At 65.4% G+C, this 16266-nt stretch carries 14 protein-coding genes; 3 read left to right on the top strand and 11 right to left on the bottom strand.

Annotated features, from left to right (window positions below; translation table 11 throughout):
• Nucleotides 1-23: 23 nt before the first annotated feature.
• The 6 genes from GJV26_RS13170 to dgoD all read right to left on the bottom strand — a co-directional run bounded on the left by GJV26_RS13170 (nucleotide 24) and on the right by dgoD (nucleotide 8850).
• Nucleotides 24-911, bottom strand: coding sequence for an SMP-30/gluconolactonase/LRE family protein (locus GJV26_RS13170; protein ID WP_155709202.1), 888 nt, complete (start codon nucleotides 909-911; stop codon nucleotides 24-26).
• Nucleotides 911-3547 (bottom strand): TonB-dependent receptor, encoded by a 2637-nt coding sequence (locus tag GJV26_RS13175; protein WP_155709203.1) that lies wholly within the window; start codon nucleotides 3545-3547, stop codon nucleotides 911-913. Before GJV26_RS13175 ends, GJV26_RS13170 begins: the two co-directional genes overlap by 1 nt.
• 25 nt (nucleotides 3548-3572) lie before the next feature.
• Nucleotides 3573-6032 (bottom strand): beta-galactosidase, encoded by a 2460-nt coding sequence (locus GJV26_RS13180; RefSeq protein ID WP_155709204.1) that lies wholly within the window; start codon nucleotides 6030-6032, stop codon nucleotides 3573-3575.
• Between the two features lie 75 nt (nucleotides 6033-6107).
• On the bottom strand, nucleotides 6108-6725 hold the full coding sequence (locus GJV26_RS13185) for a 2-dehydro-3-deoxy-6-phosphogalactonate aldolase (protein ID WP_155709205.1): 618 nt from the start codon (nucleotides 6723-6725) through the stop codon (nucleotides 6108-6110).
• Between the two features lie 26 nt (nucleotides 6726-6751).
• Nucleotides 6752-7708, bottom strand: coding sequence for a 2-dehydro-3-deoxygalactonokinase (locus GJV26_RS13190; protein ID WP_155709206.1), 957 nt, complete (start codon nucleotides 7706-7708; stop codon nucleotides 6752-6754).
• Nucleotides 7702-8850 carry a galactonate dehydratase gene (gene dgoD, locus GJV26_RS13195; RefSeq protein WP_155709207.1) on the bottom strand — a complete coding sequence of 383 codons (1149 nt, stop codon included), beginning with the start codon at nucleotides 8848-8850 and terminating at the stop codon, nucleotides 7702-7704. The genes GJV26_RS13190 and dgoD overlap by 7 nt, the downstream gene beginning before the upstream one ends.
• A 312-nt stretch (nucleotides 8851-9162) precedes the next feature.
• Between dgoD and GJV26_RS13200 the strand changes: the two genes are divergently transcribed.
• Nucleotides 9163-9951, top strand: a complete 789-nt coding sequence (locus GJV26_RS13200; protein WP_155709208.1) for an alpha/beta fold hydrolase — start codon at nucleotides 9163-9165, stop codon at nucleotides 9949-9951.
• Between the two features lie 51 nt (nucleotides 9952-10002).
• A complete protein-coding gene (locus GJV26_RS13205) occupies nucleotides 10003-11016 on the top strand; it encodes an alpha/beta hydrolase (protein ID WP_155709209.1) in 1014 nt (337 codons plus the stop codon).
• Between the two features lie 381 nt (nucleotides 11017-11397).
• Here GJV26_RS13205 and GJV26_RS13210 read toward each other — a convergent pair whose 3' ends face one another.
• The 4 genes from GJV26_RS13210 to GJV26_RS13225 form a co-directional block, all read right to left on the bottom strand.
• The gene (locus tag GJV26_RS13210; protein WP_155709210.1) at nucleotides 11398-11598 is read right to left on the bottom strand and encodes a hypothetical protein; all 201 of its coding nucleotides are present in this window, start codon (nucleotides 11596-11598) and stop codon (nucleotides 11398-11400) included.
• A gap of 114 nt (nucleotides 11599-11712) precedes the next feature.
• Nucleotides 11713-12285 (bottom strand): DUF2750 domain-containing protein, encoded by a 573-nt coding sequence (locus tag GJV26_RS13215; protein WP_308807629.1) that lies wholly within the window; start codon nucleotides 12283-12285, stop codon nucleotides 11713-11715.
• A gap of 62 nt (nucleotides 12286-12347) precedes the next feature.
• Nucleotides 12348-13595, bottom strand: a complete 1248-nt coding sequence (locus GJV26_RS13220; RefSeq protein ID WP_155709212.1) for a type II toxin-antitoxin system HipA family toxin — start codon at nucleotides 13593-13595, stop codon at nucleotides 12348-12350.
• On the bottom strand, nucleotides 13579-13911 hold the full coding sequence (locus GJV26_RS13225) for a helix-turn-helix domain-containing protein (RefSeq protein ID WP_155709213.1): 333 nt from the start codon (nucleotides 13909-13911) through the stop codon (nucleotides 13579-13581). Before GJV26_RS13225 ends, GJV26_RS13220 begins: the two co-directional genes overlap by 17 nt.
• 161 nt (nucleotides 13912-14072) lie before the next feature.
• Here GJV26_RS13225 and GJV26_RS13230 point away from each other — a divergent pair, with 161 nt between their 5' ends.
• Nucleotides 14073-14615: an acyl-CoA thioesterase gene (locus GJV26_RS13230; protein ID WP_155709214.1), complete on the top strand. Its 543-nt coding sequence runs from the start codon at nucleotides 14073-14075 to the stop codon at nucleotides 14613-14615.
• A 28-nt stretch (nucleotides 14616-14643) separates the two neighbouring features.
• On the opposite strand, the gene GJV26_RS13235 is transcribed toward GJV26_RS13230, so the two are convergent.
• A complete protein-coding gene (locus GJV26_RS13235) occupies nucleotides 14644-16263 on the bottom strand; it encodes an FAD-dependent oxidoreductase (RefSeq protein WP_155709215.1) in 1620 nt (539 codons plus the stop codon).
• Nucleotides 16264-16266 lie beyond the last annotated feature (3 nt).

Raw genomic sequence — 16266 nt, forward strand, 5'->3', positions numbered from 1 at the left:
TCCTTGGAAGGTATTGGAAGTTGTTATGGGTTGCCGGCGCTGTCGTCGAACGGCGTCTCCGGGATGCCGCGCACGCCGGGTACCGCCAGGCGGAACAGGCCGCCGCCACCGTTGCGGGTGCCGTCTGCGCTGCCGACCAGCAGGCAATCGAGCTTGGTGCCGCCGAACGCGGGCCGCGTGACATGCGGCGCGGGCAAGGTCCATGTGGCCATGCGCTCGCCGTCGGGCGCATACCGGGTCAGCCGGCCGCTTCCCTGCTCGGCGTTCCACACGCAGCCTTCGCTGTCGACGATGGCGCCGTGGGGCACGGCGTCCGCCAGCGCCGCGAACGGGCGCACGCCGGCCACCTGCGCACTGTCGGCGTCGTAGTCGCAGCGCATGATGCGCTGTTCGCCCGTGCTGAAATACATCGTGGCGCCATCCGGCGAAAAGCAGATGCTGCCGGCGACGGTCGCCGCCGGCAATGCCAGCCGGCGCAGGCCGTGGGCCTGTGAATATTGATAAAAACTGCCGATCGCACGCGGTTCATCCGCCTCGATCCGGGTGCCGAAGACGAAATGGCCGCGCCGGTCGGTGCGGCCATCGGCCACGCGGGTGCGCGGCTCGGCGGGATCGACGGCGGCCACCGGCTTCAATGCCAGCGGCCGGTTCGTCTTCGCAGGCCCGGGCGGCGTGGCGAAGCACAGCCACTTGGCCAGCCCCACCAGCAGCCGGCCGGAGCGGCAGAGCGCGAAACTGCCGGCACGCTCCGGCAGGCGGTAAGCCACCGGCGCCGGGTCGGTCTCCCGCCAGGCATGCAGCGTGGCGGCTGGCACGTCCGTCCACCACCAGCGATCGCCGCCGTGTTGCCACAGCAGGCCATCGCCCGGCAGCGAGCGGTGTGCCAGCACCCGCTGCACGCCGTCGCCCATTACAGGTTGGCTTGCAGGCTGAGGCCGAAGCGGCGGTCGTCCGCGTAGCGGCCGAACTGCGTGCCGGTCACGCCGTAGTAGCTGCTGCGCGACTTGCGGGTCAGGTTGCTGACTTCGAACGCCAGTTTCAGGTTCTTCGTCAGCTGGTAGCTTGCGTAGGCATCCACCAGGCCATAGCCGTTCATGTACGTCGTCGTCTGCGCCATCGTGGCGCCGTTGTTCACGTAGTAGTTCTGCGTACCGGACAGATACTTGCCGCGGTAGTTGTAGGCCACGCGCAGCGCGAAGTCGTTCCAGTCATACATGCCGACGATGTTGTAGCTCTGCTTCGACAGGTTTTCCAGCGCCGTCTCCTGCCCGCCCAGCGGACCCGGAGCCTTACTGTCCACGTACGTGAAGTTCGCCTGCAGGCCGAGGCCCTTCCAGTAGCCCGGCAGGTTGGTGAAGAAGCCCTGGTAGCCGATTTCCAGGCCCTTGATCGTGCCATCCTGGCCGTTGGTCGGCGTGCGCACGCTGTACGTGGTGCCGGCGTACTGCACATCGCCCGTCGTGGTCTGGATGAAGCCATCCACTTTCTTGTAGAACGCGGCGCCGAACACGTAGTCGCTCGGGCTGATGTAGTACTCGAGCGTGGTGTCGAACTGGCGTGCCGACAGCGGCTGCAGGTCCGGGTTGCCCAGGTAGCCGGTACGGCTGTTGGCGTTCAGCGACAGGCTCGGCGTCAGTTCGTCGAAGTTCGGGCGGGTCACCACTTTCGAGGCGGCCACGCGGGCGATCAGCTTGTCCGTCAGTTCCATGCGCGCATTCACGCTCGGCAGGAAGTCGTCGTCGGTCGTGCTGTTCTGGCGCGGTACGTAGGTACCGTTCTGCGATTCCTGCCACTGACGCCCGGTTTTCGTGCGCACGTAGCGCACGCCGAAGTTACCGGTCACGGCCTTGCCCGCCAGCGCGGTTTCAAAGTCGGCCATGGTGTACAGCGCCTGCGTCTTCTCGGAGAAGTCGAAGGTTTGCGCCGCATCGAAGCCAGGTACCGTCAGGCCCACCGCACCGCGCACGGTTTGCGGGTCGCGCAGCCAGTCCAGGTTGGCGATCGACAGCCACTGTTTCGGGATCGTGCCGGAGCCTTCGCGGTGCAGCAGGTCGCTGTACGGGATCGTGCCGATCTGGCCTGCCAGGGCCGGCATCGCGGAGCCGATGTCGTCGATCGTGTTGATTTCGGAGCTCGACGCCTTGCGGTCGGTAAGACGCACGCCGGCCTTGATGCGCGGGATCAGTTCGCTGTCCAGGCTGCGCTCGACGTCGCCGCGCCATACGGTTTCGCGGCCATCGTTCTTCTGGCGGAAGTACAGCGCCTTGCTGGCCCAGTACTGCGACGGATTGGTCAGGTCGCCGGCATTGCCCAGTTCCGGATACGCGGAGGGCAGTGCCGTCGTCAGGTCATACGTGAACGCCGGGTTGGCGGTCCATACGCCCAGGCGCACTTCCTGGTACAGGCGTTCGAAATCGCTCTTCGTGTAGCCCAGCTCGGACTTGACGGTCCAGCCGTTGGCGCGCCACGAACCGCCGATCGCCAGCTGGCGCGTCTTGGTGTCGTTGTCGCCGATGGTGCCGGACGTGCTCATCTCCGAGCCATAGAACGTGCCCTTGGTGACGTTGCCCTTCTCGCTGGCGACGCTGCCGCTCGGCCACATCGCGCCCGCATTGGTTGCAGCCGACCAGTTCGGCCAGTACGGCGACGCATAGAAACCATACGTGTCGGTGGCCGTTTCCAGCTTGGTGTAGTTGGCGTCCAGGTACAGCTCGACGCCGCGCGTCGGGCGCCATTGCAGCGACGCGTTGATGCCGGTACGTTCGCGCTCGCCCAGCTCGTAGGCATACCAGGCGCCGATCGGCGCATACAGGCCGGAGCCGTCCGCGATCTGGGACGGTGCGCTCAGTTCCTGCGTGTCCGAACGGTAGTTGCGTTTCTGGTGCGCCACGCTGACCAGTGCGCCGAAGTCCTGGCCGTTCAGCTTCCAGCGGTTCGACACGAGGATCGAGCCTTCGCCGTTGCGCTTGTCCGCGTAATCGGCATCGGTCGCCTTCAGCGTGCCGGCCACTTTCAGGCCGGCGAAGTCGAACGGACGGCGCATGCGCAGGTCGATCAGGCCGCCGATGCCGCCTTCCACCTGTTCGGCGGTCGGGCTCTTGTAGACATCCGCGCCGGCCAGCAGCTCGGACGGCACATCCTGGAACGACAGGCCGCGTTCCTTGCCGGCCGTGAAGATCGAACGGCCGTTGACCAGGGTTTGCGTCTGCGACAGGCCGCGGATCTGCACGCGGTCGCCTTCGCCGCGGCTGCGCGAGATCTGCACGCCGGTGATGCGCTGCAGCGCTTCGGCCACGTTGGAATCGGGCAGCTTGCCGATATCGTCGGCCACGATCGAGTCGACGACCTGGTCGGCGTTCTTTTTCAGGTCCTGCGCCTTTTGCAGGCTGGCGCGCATGCCGGTCACGACGACCTGCTGCGTGTCGGCGACCGGGGCGGCCGGCGTGGCCTGGCTGGCATCAGTGGTCTGGGCCAGTGCCGGCATCGCGCACAGGGCCGCGGCGATGGCGATCGCGTGGCGGCGACCCGGCTGGTTGTTGAAGTTCATGCTTGCTCCGATGGTGTGTGAATTTTTATGGTGTAACGGTGAGCTGGTACACGGGTACCAAGCTCACCTTGTTGACGCGCGCGATCTGCGATTGCGCGCCGAAATCGGGTCGTGCTTCTTTCGGTATGTAGACCGGGGCGTCGGCGCGCAGCGGCAGTACCGCCAGCGACAGTTCGCCCGGTGTCTTTCCCTTGATAGCGAGCGACTTCAGGCCGGCCTGCCAGCCGTAGCCGCTGTAGTACCAGTCGTCCGCCAGGCGCGTGCCGTCGAACAGCCGGCCGATGTCGCCGGTGAAGTCGATCTGCAGCAGCGCATCGTCGACGTTTTTCAACGCATCGCGCGGCAAGTCGATGCGCCAGGTGGCCGCGTTGCGCCATGCTTCCGGGATTGGCTGGATGGCCGCTTTGGCCAGGCCGCCCTTCATCACGGCCGGTGCGGCACCCGCTTCGCGCAGCGGCGTGGCGGTGGCGGTCAGCTGCACTGCCGGCAGTGCAGCTTCGAAGGCCTGGAACACGCCGTCGGCGCCTTGCGCGCGCAGCGCGTGGTTCGCCTTCGGCACGCGCTTCAGCGCCGGGTAGACGGCAAAGCGCAGCGCGGCATCGCCGATGGAGCGCAGGTGCAGCTTGCCGCCTTCGAACCAGGCCTGCTGGCCGCTCAGCACGAGGCGGCGCTGGCCGGCGATGTCGCCGATGACCAGCTGGCGCGACTGTTCCGCGGACAGCACCAGCAGGTGCACCGGCCTGGTGCCGGCACGGCGGATCGTCAACGCGCGGCCGGTGCCTGGCGTGACGGTGAAGGTGGCGCCGGCGGCCATGGCGCCGAAAGCCTCGATCTGCGTGCCGCCATCCGCTTCCAGCGCCAGCTCGACGGGCACGTTGGCGGTGGCGGCGAACACGTAGGTGATGCCATCCGCGCCGCCATCCAGGCGGGCGACCGGCTGCGCCGTCGCGTAGCGCAGGCGCGTGCCGTCGAGGTCGAAGTTCACCGGCCAGATCGCGTAGGCGCCGCCCGGCACCTCGACGGCGTTGCGCGGGAACTGTACCGTGCCGCCGGCAAGCTTCACGCTGAACTGCAGCGATTGCGCCGGCATCGGGTACTGGCGCACATGGTTGTTGACGAACACGAAGGCGCTGTCGCCCGCGCTGCGCACGGCGATGCGGGGCGTTTTCAGGTCGGCGGGGCCGGACGGCGTCACGTCCGGCTTGCGCACCGTCATCGGCGCCAGGCGGTTGCCGAAATCGGCGATGAAGTAGTGGTAGGGGCGCAGGTATTCCAGCACGGGGCGCTGCTGGCCGTCCGGACCCAGCGGCGCCTGGAAATCGTAGTTGATGGCCGGCGTATCGTTGTAGCCGCCGCTGATGCTGCTCTCTTCCAGCGTGGTGCCGCCGACCGGATTGCGGCCGCCGTGGAACATGTAGTAGCCCATCAGGTTGACGCCGGAACCCAGCTGCACCGGCAGCATCGAGGCGATGTCGTCCGGCGACACCACCGGGCGGCGGCGGTACATGAACGGCAGGCCGGCGCCGTATTCGGCGCCCAGGAACGGGGTCTTGTCGATGTCCGATTCGGCGGTGCCGGGACCGTGCGATTTGGTCTGCGCGCCCAGGTCGCCGGATACGCGGCTGCCGAAGCGGAACGCATACGTTTCCTTCGGCGGCAGCTCGGTGGTGGACACGGCCCACGGCTCGTCGACATAGCCGCCGAACACCGGCGTGACCTGGCCGGACGGGTATTGCGCGCCATCCCACCCGGTCACCGTGTAGTACGGCACATCCATGCCCGCCTGCAGCGCCAGCTTCTTCAGCGTGGAAATATGGCCGGCGCCCTCGCCCGGCCCGCTCAGGTTGTATTCGTTTTCCAGCTGCAGGCCGATGACGGGGCCGCCATCCTTCCACAGGCTGCCCTTCAGCTGCGCGCCGATCTCGCGATACAGCCGCGCCACGTGGCGCAGGTATTGCGGATCGTCGCCGCGCGTGCGCATGCCGTCCACCACCCAGTCGGGGAGGCCGCCGTAGCGCACTTCCGCATGCACCCAGGGCCCCACGCGCACCACGGCCTTCAGGCCCAGCGTGCCGCACAGCTGGACGAAGCGGCGCAGGTCGCGGTTGCCCTGCCAGTCGAATGCGCCATCCTTCGGCTCGTGGTGGTTCCAGATCACGTACGTGGCCACGACGGTGACGCCGGCCGCCTTCATCTTCGCCAGTTCCGCCGCCCACGTGGCAGCCGGGCTGCGCGTGTAATGGAACTCGCCCATCACCGGCATCCACGGCTGGCCATCGAGCGTGAGGTAGCGGTTGTTCGCACCGAGCACGCTGCCCTTCGGCGTTTTCGCGACGCCCAGCTGCAGGTGGCCGGTCACGGGGTCCGCGGCGGGCGCCGCGGCGTCCACGCCGATGACTTGCTGCGCCTGCACGCCAGTCACGACAAAAGCGGCAGCGAATGCTGCCGCCAGCGCCTGTGCGGGCCGCTTCGATTGCTTGCTCATTCCATCTCCAGGTAGTTCAGTGCCGGCTGTTGCCGCCGGTGGTTGTCGCCGGCTGGGACCGGCGTTCTTTCGTCGTTATTTCCAGGCGTCGACAAAGGCCTTTGCGTTGGCGGCGACCGTTGCCGCATCCATGCCGGGCTTGTACAGGGCGGACCCGAGGCCGAAGCCGGCCACGCCGGCGGCGCGGAAGTCTGCCATATTGCCGGGATTTATGCCACCCACAGGCAACAATTTTATATTTTTTGGCAACACCGCGCCCAGCGCGCGCACGATGGCCGGCGTGACCAGCTCGGCCGGAAACAGTTTCAATGCATCGGCCCCGGCCCTGATCGCGGCGAATGCCTCGGTGGGGGTGGCCACGCCGGGCACGCAGAACATGCCGGCCGCTTTCGCGGCGCGAATGACTTCCGTATCCGCATGCGGCATCACGATCAGTTTGCCGCCGGCATCCCGCACGCGCGCCACCGCATCGCTCTCCAGCACGGTGCCGGCGCCCAGCACGGCATCGGCGGGCAGGCTGCGCGCCAGGCGCGCGATCGAATCGAACGGGTCGGGCGAATTGAGCGGCACTTCGATCAGGCGGAAGCCGGCGTCGTACAGCGCGGCGCCGATCCCTTCCGCCTCGTCGGGACGCAGGCCGCGCAGGATCGCGACCAGCGGCAGCCTGTCGAAGGCTTCGTTAAAAACGGTCATCGGTTCTCCAGCGATTCATCATGTCTTCAGGCAGTCAAGCCGGCTTCGCGGGCAAGGGCGAGCAAGCCCTCGGGCGCCGTGTTGTCCAGCACCAGGTCGGCGGGTCGCGCGAAGCGATGCAGCGCCGCCTGGTAGCGGGCGCACAGGTCCGGCGCGCCCACCAGCGCCAGCGGTTGCGAATCCAGGCCGGCCACCGCGCGCCATTGCAGGCCGGCGCGCAGTTCGTGGCCGATCAGCAGGCCGGACAGGTAATCGGCCAGCATCGCGTTCGGCAGGCGCCCGGCCACGCCGAGGCTGCGGGCGGCGAACATCTGGTGCGGCAGCCCCAGTTCGCCGTGGTCGCGCGCCGCGTCGACGCCCTGCACGAACGCATCGGGATCGGCCGGCGCATCGCCGGGCATCAGGCGGCCCAGCACCGAATGCTGGCGCAGCACGGCATACAGTTCGCCCGTCATGTGCGTGGCGAAACGCACGATCTGCCCGCCGCGGATCTGCGCCCATTTCGAATGCGTGCCGGGCATGACCACGCAGCTCGATGCACGCAGCGTCTCGTGCAGGTGCAGCGCGCCGACGACCTGCGTTTCCTCGCCGCGCATCACGTCCGGCGGCAGGCCCGTATCGTCGAACAGCACGCCGGGCACGATGCAGGGTGCAGCCTCGGCGCCATCCGGGCGGCGCAGGCCGGCCGCCAGCGCGGCGGTGCCGGCCGGGCAGCGCGCATACGGCACGTCGAGCCAGCCGTGCGCGCTGCCGACCATGCCGCAGGCCAGCACGGGCAAGCCGGCATGCGCCGCGCGCCAGGTGCCGGAGACCTCGTCGAACGCTTTCACGAACGCGTCATGGCCGGACAGCGTGGAGGCGCCCTTGCCGGCCTTGCGCTCTTCGATCACGGTGCCGTCGGGCGCGATCAGCCAGGCACGCAGGCTGGTGCTGCCCCAGTCGACGCCGATCAGGGCGGGCACGACGACCGATGCGCTTACCATTCGGCCACGCTGCCGTCCGGATGGCGCCACACCGGGTTGCGCCAGTCCGGCGGGTTCTGGCTGGCGGCGATGACCCGTTCCTCGTCGACGATCACGCCGAGGCCCGGCTTGGGCAGCGGCGGGAAGTAGCCGTCGGTGATCTGGAAGTCTTCGCGGTTGATCACATAGTCCAGCAGCTCGGCACCCTTGTTGTAATGGATGCCCATGCTCTGCTCCTGCAGCACGGCATTGTGCGACACGAAGTCCACCTGCAGGCACGCCGCCAGTGCCACGGGACCCAGCGGGCAATGCGGCGCGAACGCCACGTCATACGCCTCGGCCATCGCGGCGATCTTCACGCACTCGGTGATGCCGCCGGCATGCGACAGGTCGGGCTGCACGATCGAGATGCCGCCGCGCTGGAACACGTGCTTGAACTCGAAGCGCGAATACATCCGCTCGCCGGCGGCCAGCGGGATCGACGTGTACTCGGCCAGGCGCGGGTAGTATTCGGCCTGCTCGGCCAGCACCGGCTCCTCGACGAACAGCGGGCGGTGCGCCTCCAACTCGCGCAGCAGCACCTTGGCCATCGGCGCGGCCACGCGGCCGTGGAAGTCGATGCCGAATTCGATCGTGTTGCCGAACGCTTCGCGGATCCGGGCAATGCGGTCGACGGCGGCATCGACGGCCGATGCCGTGTCGATGATCCCCAGTTCCTCGGTGCCGTTCAGCTTGAACGTCTGGATGCCGATCTCGCGCAGCGTGTTGATGCCTTCGATCACGTCCGCCGGACGGTCGCCGCCGACCCAGCTGTACATCTTCATCCTGTCGCGCACGCGGCCGCCCAGCAGTTCATAGACCGGCACCCCGAGCGCCTTGCCCTTGATATCCCACAACGCCTGGTCGATGCCGGCGATGGCGCTCATCAGGATCGCCCCGCCACGATAAAAACCGCCACGGTACATCACCTGCCACAGGTCGTTGATGCGGGTCGGGTCCTGGCCCACCAGGTAGCCGGACAGCTCGTTGACGGCCGCCTCGACGGTACGCGCGCGGCCCTCGATCACGGGCTCGCCCCAGCCGGTGATGCCTTCATCGGTTTCGATCTTCAGGAACATCCAGCGGGGCGGTACACGGTACAACGTCAGCTTCGTGATCTTCATGGCGGCCAGGGGGAATGTGGTCAGGCCAGTGTAGCGCGATCAGGTAGCGTTGAAATATTGATTATTTATAAGGATGTATATCAAATTTACATATCTGAAGGTTGACGCTGGGGAGCGCCCTGCTTCGGCCTGTTCGACAGGCATGCAAAAATCTAAATAAATCGCTTGCAATTGAATCGCACGCTATCTATAATTCATTCCATGGGGTGAACGCAGCAAGCGCAAGACCCCGCAGCCGGAACGATTCCGGCTTTATCCAGCCAATCAAGTAGTGCGCTATAAAATCGAACGTTAACTAACCAGGAGGACACCATGAAAGCCATCAAGACCATCGCCCTCGCCCTGTCGCTCATCGGTAGCGCAGCCGCCGCCGCTGCACCTGCACCTGCCGCGCAAACCAAACCCACCGTCATCCTGGTGCACGGCGCGTTCGCCGACTCGGGCAGCTGGAACGGCGTGGCGGCGAAACTGCGGGCCGATGGCTACACGGTCATCGGTGCGGCCAATCCGCTGCGCAGCGTGAAAGGCGACGCGGCCGCGGTATCGACCATCGTGCAAAGCGTGAAGGGGCCGGTGGTGCTGGTAGGTCACTCGTATGGCGGTGCCGTGATCTCGGCCGCGGCGAACGGTCATGCCAACGTGAAGAGCCTGGTGTACGTGGCCGCCTTCGCCCCGGAGCAGGGTGAAACGGCGCTCGAACTGTCGGGACGCTACCCGGGCGGCACGCTGGGTGCGGCACTGGCAGAGCCGGTGGCGCTGCCCGATGGCGGCAAGGATTTCTACATCCGGCAAGACAAGTTCCACCAGCAGTTCGCGGCCGACGTGCCGAAAGTGCAGGCCGAGCTGATGGCGGTGGGCCAGCGGCCGATTGCCGAAGCGGCGTTGACGGAAGCGGCCGGCGCCCCGGCATGGAAGAACGTGCCTTCCTACTTCGTGTATGGCACCGCGGACAAGAACATCCCGGCAGCGGCACTGCGCTTCATGGCAGACCGGGCGCAGTCACGCAAAACGCTGGCCATCCCTGGCGCCTCGCATGTGGTGATGACATCGCACCCGGCCGAGGTGGCAAAGTTGATCGAAACCGCCGCCAGCGCCCAATAAATCCAACCGATATATAGCACACTATCTAATAGCATAAAAAGAGAGCCCGCCATGAACACCACCAAAACCATCCTCGCCGCCGCCCTGCTGGCCGCCACCGCAACGCAGGCAGCTGCCGCCGCCCTCCCCGGCGTCGAGCGCCAGACCGCCGCCTTTCTCCAGGCGATCGAAGGCGGCAAGCCGATCGAGCAGATGACACCGCAGGAAGCGCGCGCCGTGCTGGCGGGCGCCCAGGCCGGGGCAAACGTCAAACTGCCCGCGGCCGACGTGAGCGAGAAGACCGTCACGCTGGACGGCAAGCCGGTCAAGCTGACGATCGTGCGCCCGGCTGGCGCGAAGGGGCAGGTGCCGGCGTTCATGTTCTTCCACGGCGGCGGCTGGGTACTGGGCGACTATCCGACCCATGAACGCCTGGTGCGCGACCTGGTGGCCGGTTCCGGCGCGGCGGCGGTGTTCGTCAACTACACGCCTTCCCCCGAAGCGGGATACGGGGTGGCGATCAACCAGGCCTATGGCGCGACCCGCTGGGTCGCCGCGCACGGCGGCGAGATCGGCGTGGACGGCAAGCGCCTGGCGGTGGCCGGCAACAGCGTGGGCGGCAACATGGCGGCGGTGGTCAGCCTGATGGCCAAGGACCGGGGCGGTCCGGCCCTGCGCGCCCAGGTGCTGCTGTGGCCCGTGACGGATGCGAACTTCGACACGCCGTCGTACCGGCAGTATGCGGACGGCCACTTCCTGACGAAGAACATGATGACCTGGTTCTGGGACAACTACACCCGCGACGCGGCGGCCCGCAGGGAGATCACCGCGTCGCCGCTGCAGGCCGGCATCGAACAGCTGAAAGGCTTGCCGCCCACGCTGATCCAGACCGCCGAATTCGACGTGCTGCGCGACGAAGGCGAAGCCTATGGCCGCAAGCTCGATGCCGCCGGCGTGGAGGTGAAATCGGTGCGCTACAACGGCATGATCCACGACTTCGGGCTGCTCAACGCGCTCTCCGACGTGCCGGCGGTGCGCGGTGCGATAAGCCAGGCGGCGAACGAGTTGAAAGTGCGTCTGAAGTAAGAGCGTCGAGGGCGGGACAGAACAGTAATTTTGTCCTGTCCCGGTGGCTGCTGTCGGAAACGAAAAATTTGACGCAAATGATTCGACATTGTCGTCATCAGATGCGTCGGAATCGGGTTTGTTTGACACGGCGCTTTCGGAGGCGGAAAGACGCGCTCAGGAATAGCTGCATGCCACCGTTGTTCGAACGCGAATTTCCGATTCCGCCCCATTGCGGACATTCGCGCAAAAAGATAAACGAGGCGACGCTAGTGTGGTGAATCATAAATTCGTTGATTAATAAATTTGACGAAATCGTCTCAAGACAAGGCGGAAATGTATGGTAAGGCCGGGGCCTTTCCGTGCATTTTCAACGCAGTATTGGGGCGATTCTCGTCGGATTTATTCAACGAATTTGTGATTCGGCACACTAGGACCACGTGATGTTTGCATTCCATGGGAAGCCGCGTAGACCGTATCGGCTAACTTCAGGATCATCCAGATGAGCTTGGCTACATAAGCTTTGCCAGCCGTGACCTGACTGACATGCCACCCCGTTGAACCAGTCATGGACATCAAGAAGAAAATCTGCTGGATCGTCATACATCATCAACAATTCGATGAGATCGATCTGAAGCCTTGATTCCAGGACAGCCGATGAAAGAAACTCCTCCCACTCGCGTAGCACGTTAGCGTTCGCCGCTCCAAGCGCGGCCTCTAAGCCAGTTCGACAAGAGGCATAGGTAGCGCGCGCCTTCTCAAGGGATGAGAAAAAGGTAGGAATTTTCTCAAGTACTTCGTTACCTTCCTCATCGGTGCAGGGCACGTCATCGAAGGTGTCGGAAATACCGCCACTGAAACCCCTCGTTCGGCCATGTTGGGCAGCCACTCGTCAGTGAACTTGTGAATGTCAATCTCGGCAGGGAAGCTTCCGGCCCAAGTCTCCGTTGCGCAGGCTTGCGCGTAGTCGGGATGTGGCCACACAGGAAATCCTGGTGCGCCCGTGTCGTCTGCCAATGCTACCCACCCGGTTGCATCACGAAGGCCCCATGGACGTTCGCAGTCTGCAGCGCGGCCGATGAAGTGCTTAAATCTCGCGGGTCCGGCCGATGCCAGCAATGCCGTGCGCTGCGATTGAGGCAGTTCAGATGGTGGAATCATAATCATCCTTTTGTGGTCGAAAAGGTCCGCTCTTGCCCGAAAGCAGCCTATCACGGCAACCGCGCCGAACATAAAATGAATTCCTGACGCCAAGGAGAACCATGCAGAAGCCTTCGATTTTCGAGTCATAGAAGTTGGAGCATCGTGATCCCTTGCAGAGATAAGGCACGCTGTGAACGCCCACTCTGTTTTCAACGGCCAAGGGCTTTCATATTTTCCCGCAGCCGCTCAAGCAGCAGTTGCTGCCAGTGAGGCTCCAGCAAATGGGCGGTATCATCGAATCCTTTGCGTATCCGGACAAGTAGTGAGTCCAGATACCGTTCCGCTTCTTCTCCATTGGCAAATCCGAACCGCCGTGCATCTGCCAGCGCTGAAGTGCGGCAAATATCGAATCGCCCCATCGACATCTGCAACATCAACACGCCGGGTGTTTCGACGGGATTCGGTACCACGTCGAACGCCGGTGCAAGCCGCCAGCGCTTCTGTTCATGGCGATAGAAAACGGCGTGGTTACGCACATGGTCGTCGTCATTGCCGCATAGTGCGTTGAAGACCATGCGGCCGAACAGCTCGGTGCGGTCTTCGGCGGGTGCGCCAATTCTCCGCAATTCCTCCGCCAGGCGGGGATAGCTCCAACGATCCGCATGCGCCGCGCCGCCCGGATACTCGGCCTGCAACAGCGACGCCGCGCTCACGCACATGCGACGCTGGTGATGTTCGCGGTCGAACCGAAGTACGCGCACGGCACTGCGGGCAGCCGTTGCGCCATGAAAGACTGTCTGCACAAAATCCAGCCCGCTTGCTGCGCCCCACTGCTGTGCCATGTGTTCGAGACGGGGGATATCCGCCACGTCGGTTGCAATCTGTGGTTTGACAAGCCAATACCTGCCGGCCTCGTCCTGCACCGTCGCCTTTGGACGGGCGCCACCGACACTGGCGGTCTGCACGAGACGCTTTCTCAATCTCGCGTCGATGGCCGGCCTGTGCTCGCTCATGGCATTGAGCTCCTCGACCACAAGCGCCAGTTGCGGCAGCCTCGGGCTCGACAATGCGGCAACCGAAGGTTTTTTGCCCGTACCAAAGGCAAGCGCCCCCCACCGGTCAGCATTATTTGCGAGTACGAGGTAGCGCAGCAGGGGTGTTCCCTCCGGAAGGTCATGCTCTCGCCGCAACAGCGCCTGGCCCCAGGCGTCCGGGCATGCATCCCTCAGCACGTCGTGCAAACCCTGGTAGCGTTCCGCCGTCCATTCGGTATCGCTGCTGAACGGCAGGTTTACCGGATCGATCGGCCACGCCAGGCCGGCGTCCACATAGCTAGGCGCGTATCTGAACGTGCCATTCATCGTCTCTGCCGGCTTCAGATAACGGCCCGCCGTTACCCACTCGCCGGTGTCAGGACGCTGGAGGTAGACGAAGACCGGCTTAGAAGTAGTCACCATCGTCCTCTCCCCGCTCTAGCTTGCCGCGCCTGACTCGATGACCCGTTACAGTGCCGAGAGAAACGTGCAATGCTGGCACAGCCTCGTCGAACAAGCCGAGCATGAGGAGCGCTGTCAGATACGTGCCGGCTGCAGCGCCCGGGTCGCCGCGTTCCAGGCGACGCAATGTGGCTTCCGATATGCCTATCCTTTCGCACAAGTCTGCAACGGTGATGCGTTGTTTCAAGCGCGCGGCCCGAATCGAACGCCCCCAGGCGACCAGGCGTTCCTGTACCAGGGTTGGCGTGACATCTGAACTGGAGAGCTTTTTCGGCATTCGCTGATGATACCACCACCCCCCTCATAGATAGACTTTTATGGCTTATAAGAAGTAATCTATGACCCCAATCCATGAAATGCGCTTCAGTCCAGCTAGAGGGAACCTTCCTTGCCAAAATGACCGTCGTACTTCAGGATCGCGCCTTTTATGGGATTCCGATGAACCTGTGGTTCCGCCTGCTGTACCTGCTGATCAGCACCCCGTTCCGACCGAAGCTGGCCGCGCCGCACGGTGTCTCGCGCCTGCATTTCCGCGTGTGGTTCAACGACCTCGACACGAACGGCCACGTGAACAACGGCCGCTACTGGACCCTGTTCGACCTGGGCCGCACCGACATCATGCTGCGCATGGGTTTGCTGGGCGCCGTGATGAAGAACAAATGGATGCCGATCGTGGGCGGCGGCGCGATCCGCTTCCGGCGCGAACTGCGGCTGTTCCAGTCGTTCGTGCTCGAGACCCGGATCGTGGCGTGGACCGACAACCGGGTGGTGTTCGAACAGCGCATCCTGGCCGAGGGCGACGTGGTGGCGACGCGGGCGCTGGTGCTGGCCGGGCTGTACGACCGCAAGCGGCGCGGCTTCGTGCCGGTCGATACGATCTTCGAAAGCGTGGGCGTGACGGGTGTGTCGTCGCCGGAAATCGATGCCGCCGTGCAGGCGATGCTCGATCTGGACGCGGCGATGAAGCTAAACGCCGACTGACCGGCAGCGTGGCTGGTATCCCGATTCGCTAGGCCAGCGCGTTGCGCGCCGCCTGCCACCCCCACCACGACGCTTCCTCGAACACGGAAAACCCCGACAGGTCCGAGTGGGCGAACAGGATCGGCCCATGCGCATCGCGCAAGGCCTGAATACCGGCGTTCGACAGGAACCCCGGCAGCGGCGCCGCCATCGCGTGGGCCCGCAAGGTGATGTCGGCGCGCTGCACGCAGCCATCGAACGCGCTGCCATACGCGGCGCGCAGGTCGGTGGCGGCCAGCGCCAGCAGTTCCTCGGCGCTCGCGGTCTGCAGCCACTTGCGCGCCTCGACCGGATCGCGATCCGACAGCGCGACATAGCTGGTGAACACGGTCTGCGCCGGCGGCTGCCGGCGGATATCCTGGTGCGTGGACACCACATAGCCGAGGCCCTTCGTGCCGTGCACCACGTTGTCCCATGACAGCGGCGCCTCCGGCAACTCTTCGGGAAAGCGGTCCAGCAGAAAATTCGTCACCAGCCATGGCGCATAGGCGGGCATGTGCCTGGCAGGATCGAAACCATACTGCGCGATATTGTCGACCACGCGGCTGGCCACGAACAGCGGCATCGCGCAGATCGCCTTGCGGGCGCGAACCAGGTACGTGCGCGGCTTGCCGGCTTCGAGGGTGAAGCACAATGCCTCGACGCGTCCGTTCACCTCCTTGACGCTGGCGACGGTGCCGGCCATGCGCCGCGCACCGGTGCGTTTCGCCAGCTGTTCCGCCAGGGGCTGCAGGCCGCCCGGCCACGTGAGCCATGCGCCGCCCTCGGCGTTCGACGCCTCGCCGCCGCGTGCGCAGAAATAATGCAGCCCGGCCCAGGCGGATACGCGGTCGATGCCGATGCCGTAATCGTCGCGGCAGCAGTAATCGAGGTACCACAGCAGGGTGGGTGCCCGGTAGCTGTTCTGTTCCAGCCAGGCCTTGAACGTGATGCTGTCGAGCCGGCGCCAGGCCGGGTCGTTCGATGCGTGCGCGGCCGGCAGCGTGAAGACCTTGAGGCGGTCGGCGCCGCGCATGGCATGCAGCTTTTCCATCTCGGCGTTGAAGCGGGCATGTTCGGCCAGCTCGGCCGCGGGCACGCCGTCACGCGGCGCGATGCCCTCCTGCCACTTGCCCCCGTACAGCAGCCGTTCGTGCGGCGCGTGCAGGATCAGCTTCTCGTCGTATTGCGGCCTGGGGCCGTATGGATCGCGCGTGATGATGCCCAGGTCGTACAGCAGGTGCCGCACGTGCAGGCACTCCTGCGGCGGAATCGGCAGGTAGTGGGCGCCGGTCGGATAGGCCAGTGCCCCGTGGGCGCCGCCGGCCGCGTTGCCGAACGGCTCCGGGCCGTCGACCATCAGCACGTCCCCGACGCCTTCGCGGTGCAGCTTCCACGCCGCCGTGAGGCCGGCGATGCCGGAACCGAGGACCGCGACATCGGCGTCGATCACGCTGGAAGGCGGGGGCAATGCCTGGCGGTCGCGCAAATAATGGCCTTCGGCGCGGCCGGGATGGTGCACGTCGGGTTTGATTTCCCGCCAGCGCCCGTAAGCGGCAATGCCGGCGGCGGCGGCGGCGCCACCGGCTCCGAGAGCGGCGGTCCAGCGCAGGAAAGAACGGCGTTGCATCGT

The organism is Pseudoduganella dura, assembly GCF_009727155.1.
Classification (GTDB): Bacteria; Pseudomonadota; Gammaproteobacteria; order Burkholderiales; family Burkholderiaceae_D; genus Rugamonas; species Rugamonas dura.